This is a genomic window from Streptomyces gilvosporeus (genome assembly GCF_002082195.1).
Taxonomy (GTDB): Bacteria; Actinomycetota; Actinomycetes; order Streptomycetales; family Streptomycetaceae; genus Streptomyces; species Streptomyces gilvosporeus.
This window is the reverse complement of sequence record NZ_CP020569.1, coordinates 5,772,354-5,786,344: the sequence shown is the minus strand read 5'-3', so window position 1 is coordinate 5,786,344 and position 13,991 is coordinate 5,772,354. Positions and strand designations below refer to the sequence as shown.

At 70.8% G+C, this 13,991-nt stretch carries 14 protein-coding genes and 1 pseudogene; 10 read left to right on the top strand and 5 right to left on the bottom strand.

Going from position 1 to position 13,991, the window contains the following annotated elements:
* Nucleotides 1-280 precede the first annotated feature (280 nt).
* Nucleotides 281-1,618 carry a threonine ammonia-lyase gene (gene ilvA, locus B1H19_RS25950; RefSeq protein ID WP_083107162.1) on the bottom strand — a complete coding sequence of 446 codons (1,338 nt, stop codon included), beginning with the start codon at nt 1,616-1,618 and terminating at the stop codon, nt 281-283.
* 272 nt (nt 1,619-1,890) lie between these two features.
* Between ilvA and B1H19_RS25945 the strand changes: the two genes are divergently transcribed.
* Nucleotides 1,891-2,385, top strand: a complete 495-nt coding sequence (locus B1H19_RS25945) for a MarR family winged helix-turn-helix transcriptional regulator (protein WP_083107161.1) — start codon at nt 1,891-1,893, stop codon at nt 2,383-2,385.
* A gap of 129 nt (nt 2,386-2,514) precedes the next feature.
* Here B1H19_RS25945 and B1H19_RS25940 read toward each other — a convergent pair whose 3' ends face one another.
* Entirely contained in the window at nt 2,515-3,675 is a 1,161-nt protein-coding gene (locus B1H19_RS25940) for a cystathionine gamma-synthase (protein WP_083107160.1), read from the bottom strand.
* Nucleotides 3,676-3,800: 125 nt separating this feature from the next.
* Between B1H19_RS25940 and B1H19_RS25935 the strand changes: the two genes are divergently transcribed.
* Nucleotides 3,801-4,952 carry a hypothetical protein gene (locus tag B1H19_RS25935; RefSeq protein WP_083107159.1) on the top strand — a complete coding sequence of 384 codons (1,152 nt, stop codon included), beginning with the start codon at nt 3,801-3,803 and terminating at the stop codon, nt 4,950-4,952.
* Nucleotides 4,953-5,203: 251 nt separating this feature from the next.
* On the top strand, nt 5,204-5,881 hold the full coding sequence (gene msrA, locus B1H19_RS25930; RefSeq protein ID WP_083107158.1) for a peptide-methionine (S)-S-oxide reductase MsrA: 678 nt from the start codon (nt 5,204-5,206) through the stop codon (nt 5,879-5,881).
* 103 nt (nt 5,882-5,984) lie between these two features.
* Here msrA and B1H19_RS25925 read toward each other — a convergent pair whose 3' ends face one another.
* A complete protein-coding gene (locus B1H19_RS25925) occupies nt 5,985-6,419 on the bottom strand; it encodes an ArsI/CadI family heavy metal resistance metalloenzyme (protein WP_083107157.1) in 435 nt (144 codons plus the stop codon).
* Between the two features lie 79 nt (nt 6,420-6,498).
* On the opposite strand from B1H19_RS25925, the gene B1H19_RS25920 reads away from it, so the two are divergent.
* The 6 genes and pseudogenes from B1H19_RS25920 (at nt 6,499) to B1H19_RS25900 (ending at nt 9,550) form a co-directional block, all read left to right on the top strand.
* Nucleotides 6,499-6,900, top strand: coding sequence for an ArsR/SmtB family transcription factor (locus B1H19_RS25920; protein ID WP_083107156.1), 402 nt, complete (start codon nt 6,499-6,501; stop codon nt 6,898-6,900).
* Nucleotides 6,897-8,012, top strand: a complete 1,116-nt coding sequence (gene arsB / locus B1H19_RS25915; protein ID WP_083107155.1) for an ACR3 family arsenite efflux transporter — start codon at nt 6,897-6,899, stop codon at nt 8,010-8,012. Before B1H19_RS25920 ends, arsB begins: the two co-directional genes overlap by 4 nt.
* Nucleotides 8,005-8,412 (top strand): arsenate reductase ArsC, encoded by a 408-nt coding sequence (locus B1H19_RS25910; protein WP_083107154.1) that lies wholly within the window; start codon nt 8,005-8,007, stop codon nt 8,410-8,412. Before arsB ends, B1H19_RS25910 begins: the two co-directional genes overlap by 8 nt.
* Nucleotides 8,408-8,514: pseudogene (locus B1H19_RS39975) on the top strand (peptide-methionine (S)-S-oxide reductase MsrA); the annotation flags it as partial. The gene B1H19_RS25910 and the pseudogene B1H19_RS39975, both read left to right, overlap by 5 nt.
* Nucleotides 8,515-8,601: 87 nt before the next feature.
* The gene (locus B1H19_RS40385; RefSeq protein ID WP_107426144.1) at nt 8,602-8,919 is read left to right on the top strand and encodes a P-loop nucleotide/nucleoside kinase family protein; all 318 of its coding nucleotides are present in this window, start codon (nt 8,602-8,604) and stop codon (nt 8,917-8,919) included.
* Between the two features lie 73 nt (nt 8,920-8,992).
* On the top strand, nt 8,993-9,550 hold the full coding sequence (locus tag B1H19_RS25900; protein ID WP_159028139.1) for a hypothetical protein: 558 nt from the start codon (nt 8,993-8,995) through the stop codon (nt 9,548-9,550).
* A 194-nt stretch (nt 9,551-9,744) separates the two neighbouring features.
* Here B1H19_RS25900 and B1H19_RS25895 read toward each other — a convergent pair whose 3' ends face one another.
* Nucleotides 9,745-10,464: a CPBP family intramembrane glutamic endopeptidase gene (locus B1H19_RS25895; RefSeq protein ID WP_083107151.1), complete on the bottom strand. Its 720-nt coding sequence runs from the start codon at nt 10,462-10,464 to the stop codon at nt 9,745-9,747.
* A 216-nt stretch (nt 10,465-10,680) separates the two neighbouring features.
* On the opposite strand from B1H19_RS25895, the gene B1H19_RS25890 reads away from it, so the two are divergent.
* On the top strand, nt 10,681-12,411 hold the full coding sequence (locus B1H19_RS25890; RefSeq protein ID WP_107426143.1) for an alpha/beta hydrolase: 1,731 nt from the start codon (nt 10,681-10,683) through the stop codon (nt 12,409-12,411).
* A gap of 96 nt (nt 12,412-12,507) precedes the next feature.
* On the opposite strand, the gene B1H19_RS25885 is transcribed toward B1H19_RS25890, so the two are convergent.
* Entirely contained in the window at nt 12,508-13,938 is a 1,431-nt protein-coding gene (locus B1H19_RS25885) for a DUF2786 domain-containing protein (protein WP_083107149.1), read from the bottom strand.
* Nucleotides 13,939-13,991 lie beyond the last annotated feature (53 nt).

The following is a 13,991-nucleotide window of genomic DNA, read 5'->3' as shown; positions in this document are numbered from 1 at the left end:
ACCCCCATGGTTTGGGTGCGTTCCATTTTCCGTATTGCGTACGTTTCAGATCGAATGCGCTCAATATCGTGCAGCGGTCGGACGCGTCGAACCTAGTGAATGCGTCGAATGTTACGGTTCTGATCCTTTGTGCGCCCCGTGGGCGCTGAGGCCAGCCCCGCACCAACCCCGCACCGGCCCCGAGCCGATGCCGCGCGGCACCAGGCAGGCCGGACTGTACTCCGAACGCGATACATCGCGATAGAGACGGGGGAAAATCGCCGTCCCGCCGATGGCCGTATTACGCGATCACGCAATACCCCGCCGCGCGCAGTGCCGCGCTGACCTCGGCGCAGTGTTCGGGGCCCTTGGTCTCCACCTGGATCTCCACCTCGACCTCGGTCAGGCCGAGGCGGGGGTCGAGCCGTACGTGGCCCACGTCCAGGACGTTGGCGTCGGCCTCCGAGAGCACGCCCAGGAGGGTCGCCAGTGCGCCCGGGCGGTCTGTCAGGCGGAGCCGGAGCGAGAGGTAGCGCCCGGCGGCGGCCATGCCGTGGCGCAGGACGCGCTGCATCAGCAGCGGGTCGACATTGCCGCCGGAGAGCACGGCGACGACCGGCCCCTCGAACGTCTCCGGATGCGACAGCAGCGCCGCCACCGGGCTGGCGCCGGCCGGTTCCACGACCATCTTCGCCCGTTCCAGGCACAGCAGCAGCGCGCTGGAGAGTTCGTCCTCGGTGACCGTACGGACCTCGTCCACCAGCTCGTGGACGATCCGGAACGGCACATCGCCGGGCCGTCCGACCTTGATCCCGTCGGCCATCGTGGTGAGGCTCTCGATGGCCACCGGGTGCCCGGCCTCCAGCGACGGCGGGTAGCAGGCCGCGCCCGCCGCCTGCACCCCGATCACCTTCACGTCCGGCCGCAGCGTCTTGACCGCCAGCGCGACCCCGGCGGCCAGCCCGCCGCCGCCGACGCCCAGGACGATGGAGCGCACCTCCGGGCACTGTTCGAGGATCTCCAGGCCGAGGGTGCCCTGGCCGGCGATGATGTCCCGGTGGTCGAAGGGGTGGATGAAGACCGCCCCGGTCTCGCGTGCGTACTCCTGGGCGGCGGCCAGCGTCTCGTCCACCACCTGGCCGTGCAGTCGCACCTCGGCGCCGTACTCGCGGGTCGCGGCGACCTTCGGCAGCGGCGCGCCCACCGGCATGTAGACGGTCGAGCGCACCCCCAGCAGGGACGCCGCCAGCGCCACGCCCTGGGCGTGGTTTCCCGCGCTGGCCGCCACGACGCCGGCCGCGCGTTCCTGCGGGGAGAGGCCGGAGATGCGTACGTAGGCGCCGCGGATCTTGAAGGAGCCGGTGCGCTGGAGGTTTTCGCACTTGAGGTGGACGGGGGAGCCGACCAGGCCGGAGAGGTAGCGGCTGCCTTCCAGGGGGGTGGCGCGGGAGACGCCGGAGAGCAGCTTGTGCGCCTCGCGTACGTCATCGACCGTAATCGCGGCAATCGGGTCCTCGGCGTCCGGGCCGCTGGTGGCCGCGGCGTCGGCGGAGGCCGCGGCGGCGGGGGCGTCGTGCGGCGTACGTCGCGCACGAGGCGTACGAGGTGTACGAGGCTCACGAGGCGGGTGATCGGCCATGCCGTCAGTCTTGCAGTTCGGCCTGCTCCGGGCCTTTTCGACCGTATGGCGAGACCGCCGTTGGAGCGCTGCGCCGTTGAGGTGCGGGGTGATGTCCGGGGCGGGGCCCGGGTGATGCTCCGCCGGGACGCCGTACGGGCCCCGTACGGCGCGGAACGGTATCGGCCGTCTCACGGGCTGCTATCGGAACGGCCGGGCCGGTACCGTCCCGGCCGGGTCCGCGTACGCTGTCCTCCCATCCGTACGCCCCTCCATGAAGCGAGCTCCCGGCCATGCCCACCCCTCCGGACATGACGACCCACCCCGACACCGCTCTCCTGGACGCGCTCCAGCACCAAGTGGCCGTCTTCGCCCGCCGCGCCGAGCAGAGCCGGCTGGGTGGCGTCGGGCAGGCGCGCAACTCCATGGACCGCGCCGCGTATCTGCTGCTCAACCGCCTCGACCAGGAGGGCCCGATGGGGGTCAAGGCCCTGGCCGCCGGGATGGGCATCGACTCCTCGACGGTCACCCGGCAGGTGGCGCCCCTGGTGGACTCCGGGCTGGTCAGCCGGGCCACGCACCCCGAGGACGGGCGGGCCGTGGTGCTCGAACTGTCCGAGCGCGGCCACACCCGCCTGGAGGAGGTGCGTGCCTCGCGCCGCGCGCTGATGGCCCTGGTGACGGAGGACTGGTCCGAGGGCGAACGCGACGCCTTCTGCGCGCTCCTGACCCGCTTCAACGCCTCCCTCGCCACGCTCACCTCGTCCCTCACGGGGCCGACTTCCTGACGCCCCTGCGGGGCCGGGGAGGGAGCCGAGCCGGAAGGGGCGGGTGAGCGCGGCCCGAGCCGCGCCTTCCCCGCCCCAGAGGGCGTGCTCAAGCCCCAGAGGGCCGTACGCACGCCCCGAAGGCCCTCGCTATCCGAGCGCCTCCGTAAGGTCCGCCAGCAGGTCCTCGACCGACTCGATGCCGACCGACAGGCGCACCAGGTCGCCCGGGACCTCCAGGGCGGACCCGGCCGTGGAGGCGTGGGTCATCCGGCCCGGGTGCTCGATCAGGGACTCCACGCCGCCCAGGGACTCGCCCAGGGTGAACAGCTTGGCCCGGTTGCAGACCTCGACGGCCGCCTGCTCGCCGCCGGCCACCTGGAAGGACACCATGCCGCCGAAGGACCGCATCTGCTTGGCGGCGACCTCGTGGCCGGGGTGCTCGGACAGGCCCGGGTAGTAGACGCGGGTGACCTTCTTGTGGGAGGAGAGCAGCTCCGCGATGCGCGCCGCGTTGGCGCTGTGCCGGTCCATCCGTACGGCGAGGGTCTTGATGCCGCGCATCACCAGCCAGGCGTCGAAGGGGCCGGCGACGGCGCCCATCGCGTTCTGGTGGTAGGCGAGTTCCTCGCCGAGGGTGTCGTCGTTGACGACCAGGGCGCCGCCGACGACGTCCGAGTGTCCGCCCATGTACTTGGTCGTGGAGTAGACGACCACGTCGGCGCCGAGGGCGAGCGGCTGCTGGAGGTAGGGGCTGGCGAAGGTGTTGTCGACGACGAGCCGGACGCCGGCGTCGTGGGCGATGCCGGCCAGCGCCGTGATGTCGCTGATGCCGAGCAGCGGGTTGCTGGGCGTCTCGACCCAGATCAGCTTCGTACGGGGCCGCAGCGCCGCACGGACGGCCTGCGGGTCGGAGGTGTCGGCCACCGACCACTCGACGCCCCACCGCTCGACGACCTTGGCGAAGAGGCGGAACGTTCCGCCGTAGGCGTCATTGGGGATGACGACGTGGTCGCCGGGGGACAGCAGGGTGCGCAGCAGGCAGTCCTCGGCGGCCAGGCCGGAGGCGAAGGCGAGGCCGCGGCGGCCGCCGTCGAGGGCGGCGAGGTTCTCCTCCAGGGCGGTACGGGTGGGGTTGGCGCTGCGGCTGTACTCGTAGCCGCCGCGGAGCCCGCCTACGCCGTCCTGCTTGTAAGTGGACACCTGGTAGATGGGCGGTACCACCGCGCCGGTCGCCTGGTCGGGCTCCTGACCTGCGTGGATGGCAAGGGTTTCGAAATGTTGGGGGCGCTGGTCGCGCAGATCGCTCATGTCTGCCGAGGGTAGTCGGCTCCGCGGTCCATGTTTCCGGAACTTTCTGGTTGGCTGGAGAGTGATACATACGACCGCCTCCGATCCCTCCCCGCCCTCCGATCCCTCCGACCAGGACACCCCACATGGACGCTCTGCTCGTGCTCCTCGCCGCGATCACGCTCGGCGGTTTCGTCTTTCTGCCCTGGATGCGACGTCGGCGGTCCGTGGCACAGTCCCGGCAGGGGCTGGTGATGGCCACCGACCCCATGGCCGGCTACGGCTTTGTGCCGCTGGACGAGCTCGACGTGCGCCTGCCGGGCCCCGACCAGGAGCTGGACGAGGCGCTGGCCGAGGTGCGCCGTACCCGCGACTGGCGGCCGGCGGCCGAGCTGCTGAAGGCCACCGGCGACGACTGGGAGCTGCGCTGGCAGCGGGTGCAGACGCTGGCGGGGGCGGCGGCGTTCGAGCTGGCGCACGAGGGCGTACGGGAGGGGGCACCGGACGCCCCGCCCGGCGCGGGGCCGCGGACCGGCGGTATCTGGCTGCGGACGTGGCGGCTGGAGTCCCCCAAGGATCCCGGTGGTGCCCAGACGCACGCCCAGTTCCTCGTCCTCCAGGCGCTGCGCGATCCCGGTTCGCAGGACTTCCGCATGATCCTGGAGGAGGCCCGTACGGTCTGCCGGGAGGCGGGCCTGCTGGCGCCCGGCAGCCCGATTCCGTACCTCACCGAGCTGGCGGTCGCCCGTGGCCTGGGTGAGCGCCGGGCCGACTACGAAGAGCTGTGGTCCAAGGTCGTCCAGCGCGCGCCGCATCACATGGGGGCGCATCTGGCGGCGCTGCCGTACTGGTCGGAGAAGTGGCACGGGTCCCGCAAGGAGGCGGAGGCGTTCGCGGAGCGGGCGGCGGCGGGTGCGCCGGCCGGGAGTCTGCTGCCCGCGCTGCCGCTGTTCGCGGTCTACGAGCATCTTCCCGAGGCGAATCTGGTCCGCGGCCTGTACCAGAGCGCGGTGATCGAGCGGGCCGTCGAGGGCGCCCACTACGCGCTGCGGGAGGCTCCCGCCGACCACCCGATGGCCCCGCATGTCCGCCATCTCCTGGTCTGGTTCCTGGTCCGCGCGGAGCGCTACGCGGAGGCCATGGAGCAGCTGCGCCTGGTCGACGGCCATGTGGGCGCCGTCCCGTGGTCCTACGGGCGCAGCCCCGCCGCCGAGTACGCGGCGTACCGGGCGCTGGCCATCGCGGGCTGGGAACAGATGGGCGGCACATCGGCCGACCTCCCGCCGGAGGGGCACTGAGGGGTTGTGGGCGGGGCGCTACGGGACTCTGTGGGGGCGGACCCTGCGGGGACGGACCGCGCGGGGATGGACCCAGCGGGGGCGGATCGCGCGGGGACGAAACACGCGGGGACGGAATGCGCCCCGACGTCCGGGCGTTGCCCGAATAGCCACGCGTCCACTGCCCCTCCGCCCACGCCCCCAGCACCCAAGGGTCCCCTCGCCCCGACCCACATCCCCGTCCCCGTCCCCGTCCCTGGAGCCTGATCCCGATGCTGTTCTCCCGCTTCAAGACCCACCTCCCCACCCTCGAGGAAGCGCTGAAGGGCCGCCCCGAGCGGGACTTCACCGTCCCCGACCGGCACACGGTCCTGGGCAACCCGCTGCTCGGCCCGTACCCGGAGGGCCTGGAGACCGCCGACTTCGGCCTGGGCTGCTTCTGGGGCGCCGAGCGCAAGTTCTGGCAGACCGACGGCGTGTGGACCACCCTCGTCGGCTACCAGGGCGGCCACACCCCCCACCCCACCTACGAGGAGGTCTGCTCCGGCCACACCGGCCACACCGAGGCCGTCCGCGTCGTCTACGACCCCACGGTCGTCCCGTACACGTCCCTGCTGAAGCTGTTCTGGGAATCCCACGACCCCACCCAGGGCTTCCGCCAAGGCAACGACGTGGGCACCCAGTACCGCTCCGCCGTCTACACCCACTCCCCCGCCCAACAACAGGCCGCCGAAGCCTCCCGCGACGCCTACCGCACCGTCCTCCAGAAGTCCGGCTACGGCGACATCACCACCGAAATCCTCCCCGCGGAGGGGCGGCCGTTCTATCCGGCGGAGGGATATCACCAGCAGTATTTGGACAAGAATCCTGCTGGTTACTGCGGGATTGGGGGGACGGGCGTGAGCTGCCCTGTGGGGGTCGCGCCAGCCCCGGAGGCAACGGACAAGTAGCTTGCTGGGCCTGCTCAAGTCCACCACGGACGAGGGCAGTTACCGATTCCCGAGGCCACCGGCCAATACGCATGCGCCTCGCACGCATTCGCGCGGCCGCGGCTCAGACGACGGGCCGGTCACCGGCGCAGCAGTCATCTCCTTCCAGCGCAGGAGTCCTGCCCAACTGGTCGGCGTCGGCCTTGACGACGTAGACCTCCCAGGGCTCTTTGCCGGGGCCGTGCACCCAGACCTTGTCCTGAAGGGCGTAGCAGCAGGAGGTGTCGTTCTCTTCGAACGTCGCGAGCCCTGCTTGCTTGAGGCGGTCGGTGGCGGCAGCGACCTGCTCTGTGGAGGTGACCTCGGCGCCGAGGTGGTCCAAGCGGGTCTCCTGGCCGGCTTCACCTTCGATCAGGACGAGCTTCAGTGGCGGTTCGGCGATGGTGAAGTTGGCGTAGCCGGGGCGGCGCTTGGCCGGTTCGATACCGAAGAGCTTGGCGTAGAACTCCACCGAAGCGTTGAGGTCGGGGACGTTGAGGGCGAGCTGAACGCGGGACATGAAGGCCTCCCCATCTCATTGCATTGATGTCTTTCGATGCAACCTTGCGCCTTGAATCGAAATTCGTCAACATAGACACATGTCGAATCAAGAGCTTGAGGTGCTCGGCCAGACCCAGGAGTGCTGTCCGGGGCTGCTGACTGCGCCATTGGACGAGGGCCAGGCCGCCGAGCTGGCGAGGGTCTTCAAGGCCCTCGGAGATCCGGTGCGACTGCGACTGCTGTCGATGATCGCCTCCCGGGCCGGCGGTGAGGTGTGCGTGTGCGACCTGACCCCGGCATTCGACCTGTCCCAGCCGACGATCTCCCACCACCTCAAGCTCCTGAAGCAGGCCGGGCTCATCGACTCCGAACGCCGCGGGACATGGGTGTATTACCGACTGCTGCCCGAGATGACCGATCGGCTGGCCGGCATCCTCACCCGCCCCGCCGGTCAGCTCCCTCCCGAGATCGGCCAGGCAAACGCGGGGGCCGACTCATGACCGTGCAGAACTCCGAGACGGCGGGTCCGGTCGCGGCCCGGTTGTCGTTCCTGGACCGCTTCCTGGCCGTGTGGATCCTGCTGGCCATGGCCGTCGGCCTGGGCCTGGGCCGCGTGGTTCCGGGGCTGGGGGACGCGCTGGCGAAGGTGACCGTTACGGGCGTCTCGCTGCCGATCGCGCTCGGGCTGCTGGTGATGATGTACCCGGTGCTGGCCAAGGTCCGCTATGACCGGCTGGACACCGTCACCCGGGACCGGCGCCTGCTGATCCCCTCCCTGGTGATCAACTGGATCCTCGGCCCGGCCGTGATGTTCGCGCTCGCCTGGATCTTCCTGCCCGACCTGCCTGAGTACCGGACCGGGCTGATCATCGTCGGGCTGGCCCGCTGCATCGCCATGGTCATCATCTGGAACGACCTGGCCTGCGGCGACCGCGAAGCCGCCGCCGTCCTGGTGGCCCTGAACTCCGTCTTCCAGGTCCTCGCGTTCAGCCTTCTGGGCTGGTTCTACCTCGCCGTCCTGCCCGGCTGGCTCGGCCTGCAACAGACCGGGCTGAACGTCAGCGTGTGGGAGATCGCCCGCAGCGTGCTGATCTTCCTCGGTATCCCGCTCGCCGCCGGATTCCTCACCCGCCGCCTGGGCGAGAAGGCCAAGGGCCGTACCTGGTACGAGGCAAAGCTGCTCCCCCGCGTAGGTCCCTTCGCCCTCTACGGACTGCTGTTCACCATCGTCGTGCTGTTCGCCCTCCAAGGGGAGGCGATCACCTCCCGCCCGCTCGACGTCGCCCGGATCGCCCTGCCGCTGCTGGTCTACTTCGCTCTCATGTGGGCCGGGTCCATGGCCCTGGGCAAGGCCGTCGGCCTCGGCTATCCGCGGGCGACAACGCTGGCGTTCACCGCGGCCGGCAACAACTTCGAACTCGCCATCGCCGTCGCCATCGCGACCTTCGGCGCGACCTCCGGACAGGCCCTGGCCGGCGTCGTCGGCCCCCTCATCGAGGTGCCCGTGCTGATCGGGCTGGTCTACGTCGCCCTCACCGCCCGCCGCCTCTTCCCCGACACCCCCGCCCCGGCCACCGAACCGTCCGGCCTCAAGGAGCCCGCCCATGACTGACTCCCTCAAGCCGTCGGTGCTGTTCGTCTGCGTCCATAACGCCGGACGGTCCCAGATGGCCGCCGCCTTCCTCACCCACCACTCCCAGGGCGCGGTGGAAGTCTGCTCAGCGGGCTCCGCCCCCGCCGACGCCGTCAACCCGGCCGTCGTCCAGGCCATGGCCGAGGTCGGCATCGACCTCTCGGCCGAGACGCCGAAAGCGCTGACCACCGAGAGGGTGCAGGCATCCGACGTGGTGATCACCATGGGCTGCGGCGACGCCTGCCCGATCTTCCCCGGCAAGAGGTACCTCGACTGGAATCTGGAGGATCCGGCAGGCCAGGGCGTGGAAGCCGTCCGGCCGATCCGCGACGAGATCCAGTCCCGCATCCGGGAGTTGCTGACCGAACTCACTGGCTGAGCAATGCCACCGGCAGTATTTGGACAAGAATCCTGCTGGTAACTGCGGGATTGGGGGACGGGAGTCTCCTGCCCGATCGGTGTGGCTCCGGCTGAGGACTGAGCACGCCCTCATCGGGCCGATCCTTCAGGGAGGTGCGAAGGTGGACGGGCTGATTTCCCCTCGCTGCCGTCGCTTGGCGTAGCTAGAGTGACACCCGTTTCGACTCTGCTCATCACCTGCGGGCTTCCGGGAACCGGCAAGACCACTTTCGCCCGGCGTCTGGAGCGGGAGTGGTCGGCACTTCGGTTGACGGCTGACGCGTGGCTGCACGATTTCTGCCCCGGTTGGCCGAACGCAATGCGGCTCTGCCGCCAGGGGCATTCCGCATCACGGAGGAACGACTCGTCGACGCGGTCGGATGGTTCGAGCGGCCGACGAAGGCGGAACTGGCGGAGTTCGACCCTGTGTCGTCTGTTCCGGTCGGTGATCTTGCCGGTCGTCATGGTGGATTCTGAGCCGAGGTAGGCGGGAGAGACGCAAGGTGAGTGTCCCGTGGGGACTCCTGATATCCACCGTTGGAGGCATCACCGCCACCCTCGTGGGTGTCGTCGCGGGCGGTGTCGTGGGACGGCGCAGCCAGAACCGCCAGTGGCTCCAGCAGTCGCGGACGGCCGCGTACGAGAAGTTCCTTCAGGCCTTCGGCGCCGTGGAGATGGAGCTTCGCGGGGCGTACGTCGACCGGCGCGTGCCCGCCATCGACTGGGAGCCGTTCAATGCCGCTCTGCAATCGATGTCCCTGGTGGCAAGCGAAGGTGCCATGACAGCGGCCGATCAGATCTGCGACCTCATCGAGGAGTTCACCATCCTGTTCCATGGCCGTCAGCCTTCGGATCTGGATGAGCTCCGGCCGATTCACGCCGGGCTGCACGAGGCGCACGTGAGATTCGTCAACGCGGCCCGTCGCTCGCTCGATCCCTCACAGGGATATCTCGTCCGGGCCCTGGGCGGGCCATCCCCGTGGCACGGGGTCGAGTCCTCCTGGACACGAGGGGATGGGTCTCTGGGATCTGAACGCGGGAATGCTTCATGCCGCGATGCGACTGAGGCCACTGCCCCGGATGGGCTCCAGCAGTCCGACAGCTCGACTGCGGCGTAGCCGGGCGTGAGCTTCGGCTGCCCCCCGGATCTCCCGGAGGTCGGGGCGCAGTTGGCTCGTCGGGGAGGTGCTGAGCGGGAGAGTGGGGCCGCCCGCTTGAGGTCGGTGGTCGAGCTGAGGTGCCGTCGGATTGGCCGATGAGCGCGAGTTTCTCGGAGTGGTTTCGGCGGAGCGCGCCTCGTGGGCCCGGGGCTTCAGTGCGTGTGTGACAGCGTGAACGCCGTCAGGTAGCCCAGAGCGTTGGTCGCCCAGTGCAGTCCCATGGGCGCCAGCAGGCTGTTGCTGCGGCGGCGCAGTTCGCAGAAGAGGACTCCGGCGGCCGTGGTGAACAGGAATGTGCCGACGGTGACCGCGCCGCCGGGCAGGTGGACCGGCAGCGGGGCGAACGCGGTGCTCCTTCCGGCCGGACGCAGGGTGGGGAGGACATGCCAGAGGCCGAAGAGCAGTGAGGAGGCCGCGGTGGCGGCCGCCGTGCCGCCGTAGCGCCGGAGCAGCCCGTACAGCACGCCGCGGAACCCGTACTCCTCCAGCAGTACCGTTCCCAGCGGCACCCGGACGCCCAGGAGCACGGCCAGCTCGCCGCCGTCCAGGTGCGCGGTGCGCCGATCGGGGAAGAGCGCACGGGTCCACGGCACGAGCGCGGCGATCAGATAGAGCGCGGCCACGATGCCGGTCAGGGCGAGTGCCCAGGCCGCGCCGCGCCGGATCGTACCCGCGCCCAGACCGATGTCGTCGCGGGTGCCGCCCGCCCACCAAACGAGCCCCGAGAGGAGCACGAGCGCGAGGAGGATGGGGAGGACGTGGGCCGGCCCGGGAGAGGGCAGGTAGCCGCTCTCGGCGAGGTTGGTCACGATCAGTACGGTCAGGACGCAGGCCAGGATGATCGCCGGGTCCGCGGGGCGTCGCAGGCGCATCAGTGCCGCTGTCTTCGGGTCATGGTGTCCTCCTCTGTCTCGCCGCGGCCGCGCCCGAGTGCTGTCTCATCCTGCGACGGGGGCCGGAGCCCGACCACTCGTCCCGCCGGCCCGTTCGCCCGGCCCCGCGGTGCTCGTGCCACCGCCGGTCCTCACCGGGCGCGCTTCGCTGGCGCGGCACTGTCCGGCGGGCGATCATCCATGAAGGAGGTCGCCATGCCACGGGCCACACCGGGGCCGCCAGACGGCCCGTCGGGTGAAGAACCGGGTGCGGACGAGAAGTCCGCCACCCCGCAACGGGGTGACGGCCGCCCGGCCCGCCGGAAGCTGACGCATGTCACTCTGCCCGGCTGCTGGGGCGCGCTCCTTCTGGCGTGCCTTTCCTTCACCCCGTCGCTGCTCCCGCGCGACGGCCTCATCCAGGGCGTGATCTCCGGTATCACCGCAGCCATCGGTTATGGACTGGGCGTGCTTGCCGCCTTCGTATGGCGTGCGTTCGCCGACCGGGAGCCTCGTGCTCCGCGCCGATGGGCGTGGCGTGTCTTTCTCGTCGCGGCGATTGTTCTGCTCGCCGTCTCCATCGGATTCGGACAGTACTGGCAGTACGAGATTCGCAAACTGATGGGAGTGAAGGACTACAGCGTCCTGCTCGCCGTTCTCTCGCCTCTTATCGCGGCGTTGGTGCTCGGCGCCCTTGTGGTCACGGGGCGCGGTCTTCGCGGCGCCTACCGCTGGGCGGCGAAGCGCCTCGGCCGATGGATCGGGCCGCGTGCCGCGAGGGGTGTCAGCTGGATTCTGGTGGTGGCGCTGGCTTATGCGGTCGTCACCGGTCTGCTTCTCGACGGTTTTGTGGGTCTGGCGAACGCGGCGTTCTCGTTGCGCGACACGAAAACCCCGGAGGGGGTCCAGCAGCCGATGACCAGCGCTCGGTCGGGCGGGCCGGGTTCGGTGGTGCCCTGGGATTCGCTCGGCTGGCAGGGGCGGAGTTTCGCCGGCACCGGCCCTTCGACGGCGGACATCGCGAAGTTCGTCCACCATCCGGCCGATGAGCCGATCCGTGCGTATGCCGGGCTGGCGTCCGCCGACGACGCGGAGGCCCGAGCGGCTCTGGCGGTCAAGGACCTCAAGCGTGCGGGAGGCTTCCAGCGCAAGAACCTGCTCGTGGTGACGACGACCGGCAGCGGCTGGGTCGATCCGGCGTCCGTGGACTCGTTCGAGTACCTCAGCGGCGGGGACTCGGCGACCGCGGCGGTCCAGTACTCCTACCTGCCGTCCTGGATTTCCTACCTCGTCGACCAGTCGAAGGCGAGAGAGACGGGCCGTGCCCTCTTCGACGCGGTCTACGAGGAATGGTCGAAACTCCCGCCGGACAAACGCCCCAGGCTGTTCGTCGCCGGGGAAAGCCTCGGGTCGTTCGGTGGCGAGGCCGCATTCAGCGGAGAATTCGATCTGCGCAACCGCACCGCGGGCACGCTGTTCGTCGGACCGCCTAATTTCAACACCCTCTTCAGGGAGTTCAGCGACCACCGCGAAGCGGGCAGTCCGGAAATCCAGCCGGTCTACAAGGACGGACGGACCGTACGCTTCGCCGATGATCCGGCGGCGGAGATTCCGCCCGTCGGCCGTCCGTGGGAAGGAAGCCGCGTCCTCTACCTGATGCATCCCTCCGACCCGATCGTCTGGTGGAGCCCCCGTCTCATCTTCAATAAACCGGAATGGATCGCCGAGGCTCCCGGCAGGGACGTCCTCAAGAGCATGTTCTGGATTCCCTTTGTGACCTTCTGGCAGGTGACCGCGGACCTTCCCTTTTCCACCGGAGTTCCGGCCGGCCACGGCCACACCTACACGTCGGAGTACGTCGACGGGTGGAACGCCGTCCTGCGGCCGGCCGGGATCACCGCCCACGACCTGGCCGAGCTCAAGAAAATCATCGCGGCCGGGGACTGATCACTGCCTTGGAGTCCTACGGCACACCGGCCACGGGTGGTCGGGCGGAGGTGACGGTTGGCCAAGTGGCGGTTCGAGTGGCCGAGTAGGCGGGTGTCAGGGGGTGCCGTCTCCCAGGTGGGCGCGGTCGGCTGCCTGGTTGCCGGCGTGCCAGCCGGCGGGGTCGTGGATGCCGCGGAGGCGGACGGGGGCGGTGTGGGGGAAGAGGGATTCGGTGGTTTCTTCCACGGCGAGTTCGCGGGCGGCGAGGACGGGGAGCAGGTCGGGGGCGGGGGAATCGGTGGTGGCTGCGGTGGTGGCGGCTTCGGTGGCTGTGGTGAGGCGGGTGCGGATGCGGTCGGCGTAGGCGACGAGGAAGGTCTGGCGGAAGTCGCGGGTGCGGCGGGAGCGGCCGCGGGTGAGGGGCGCGCCGTCCTGCTTCTTGCGCGCGGGGGCCTCGTCCTTCTTGCGGGCGTGGGCGTCGCCGGCGCGGTGCATGGCGGTGGTGGACTGGAGGAGGAGCGAGGTGTAGAGGAGTTCGGTGGCCTCCAGGTCGGGTGCGAAGCCGATGAGGGTGGAGAAGCCGATGTCGGCGGCCCATACGGCTTGGCAGCGGTTGGCGGTGGCGACGGCGTCCAGGAGGAGCGCCTTGGCCTGTTCGTAGGGGCCCTCGATGCCGATACGGATCGCCGACGGGCCGCCCGCCGTGCCGTGCGGGGAGCCGGCCGCGCTGTCCAGGAGGGCCTCGTCGATGCTGTGCCGGGCCATCAGTTCCTGTGCCTTGGCGGAGAGCGCCTCCGCCTCCTCGGCGAAGGTCGTCGCCTCGGCCTTGGCGAGCAGGCCGCGGATGCGGCCGAGGGCGCGGGAGGCGGCGGCGCTGCGGGCGTGTGCGGCCGGGGGTGCGGGTGGGGAGGGCAGCGGGGTGATGCGCGGGACCCGGGCGAGGGCGCGCAGGGCGGCCAGGGTGTCGTAGGCGGTCTGGAAGCGGGTGGTGCGGCGGCGCCGGGCCAGGGCGTCGAGGTAGCCGCGGTCGGCCTCCCACCAGACGTCGGCGCCGAGTCGTCGCAGCTGGTCGGCCCAGCGGGGGCCGCGCGGGGTGCGGGTGGCCGGGTTGCGGGCCGCGTCGGCGGCTATCGCGTCCACGGCGAGTTCGGCGTGGGTCGCCCCGTCCGCCGCGCGCCGTAGGAAGCGCTCCAGGTCGGCGGGCTGCCAGCCGCCCGTCCAGCACTGTGCCGCGCCGGCCGCGGCGGCCGCGACCACGGCGGCGCTCACCGCCTCCCAGCCCGCGGGTGCGGCGGCCAGCAGGGAGGCCCCGGCCTCGACGGCGTCCTCGGCCGCGGCCCCGTCCGCCGCGTAACGGACGCGGCCGAGGACGTCGGCGACCAGCTCGTCGGCGAGCGGTTCGTCGGCCGCGGGGGCCGTCCGCCGGGTGCTCTCGCGCCGCCCGGCGCCTTCGCCTCGTCCGCCGCTGCCCCCGGATTTCCGGGTTCCGCCGCGCTCGCCTCGTCCGCCGCGCTCTCCGCTGCCGCTGTCGCCGTGCCTGCTCACCAGGTCAGGGTACGGACGGCGGCCCCGCCACCGCGCCCCGGTGGCCGGGCGGG